Origin of the sequence: Exiguobacterium sp. s11, from assembly GCF_018619015.1 — a bacterium.
Lineage (GTDB): Bacteria > Bacillota > Bacilli > Exiguobacteriales > Exiguobacteriaceae > Exiguobacterium_A > Exiguobacterium_A indicum.
On sequence record NZ_JACSNF010000012.1, the window covers coordinates 1 to 883 of the forward strand.

Here is an 883-nt window from a genome sequence, read left to right on the forward strand (position 1 = left end):
ATGGTGCGGTCGAGAGGACTTGAACCTCCACGATGTTGCCACCACTAGGCCCTCAACCTAGCGCGTCTACCGATTCCGCCACGACCGCATAATGCTATTCAAATATAAATGGAGCGGAAGACGGGATTCGAACCCGCGACCCCGACCTTGGCAAGGTCGTATTCTACCACTGAACTACTTCCGCATATAAATGGTACGGGTGAAGGGACTTGAACCCCCACGTCAAAGACACTAGATCCTAAATCTAGCGCGTCTACCAATTCCGCCACACCCGCATAAAAATGGTGTGTCATGCAGGATTCGAACCTGCGACCCTCTGATTAAAAGTCAGATGCTCTACCAACTGAGCTAATGACACATAAATGATATGAAGTTAAAAAATGGGGCGACTGATGGGAATTGAACCCACGAATGCCGGAATCACAATCCGGTGCGTTAACCACTTCGCCACAATCGCCAAAATAAAAATGGTGCCGGCAACAGGAGTCGAACCCGCGACCTACTGATTACAAGTCAGTTGCTCTACCAGCTGAGCTACACCGGCAAAAGAAATGGTGGCTTTGGACGGAATCGAACCGCCGACACAAGGATTTTCAGTCCTTTGCTCTACCAACTGAGCTACAAAGCCGATATTAAAATGGCGGTCCTGACGGGATTCGAACCCGCGATCTCCTGCGTGACAGGCAGGCATGTTAACCGCTACACCACAGGACCGTTTTAAGTATAAGGTGACGACTTCTATAATGATAAAACATCTATGTAAGTCTGTCAATTGTTTTATTAAAAAAACAAAAGCCTGGCAACGTCCTATCCTCACAGGGGGAAGCCCCCAACTACTTTCGGCGTTCAAGTGCTTAACTTCCGTGTTCGGCATGGGAACGGG

The 883-nt window shown here is 48.9% G+C and carries 8 tRNA genes and 1 rRNA gene; all 9 read right to left on the reverse strand.

What is annotated here, in order from left to right:
- Position 1 precedes the first annotated feature (1 nt).
- Positions 2-88, reverse strand: a tRNA-Leu gene (locus tag KNQ12_RS16795).
- A gap of 21 nt (positions 89-109) precedes the next feature.
- Positions 110-184 (reverse strand) — tRNA-Gly (locus KNQ12_RS16800).
- Positions 185-191: 7 nt separating this feature from the next.
- A tRNA-Leu gene (locus KNQ12_RS16805) sits at positions 192-275 on the reverse strand.
- A 7-nt stretch (positions 276-282) separates the two neighbouring features.
- Positions 283-358, reverse strand: a tRNA-Lys gene (locus KNQ12_RS16810).
- A gap of 23 nt (positions 359-381) precedes the next feature.
- Positions 382-457: transfer RNA gene (locus KNQ12_RS16815), tRNA-His, on the reverse strand.
- 11 nt (positions 458-468) lie between these two features.
- Positions 469-544: transfer RNA gene (locus KNQ12_RS16820), tRNA-Thr, on the reverse strand.
- 8 nt (positions 545-552) lie between these two features.
- Positions 553-628 (reverse strand) — tRNA-Phe (locus KNQ12_RS16825).
- Positions 629-638: 10 nt separating this feature from the next.
- Positions 639-714 (reverse strand) — tRNA-Asp (locus tag KNQ12_RS16830).
- Between the two features lie 80 nt (positions 715-794).
- Positions 795-883, reverse strand: a 5S ribosomal RNA gene (gene rrf / locus KNQ12_RS16835); the annotation flags it as partial.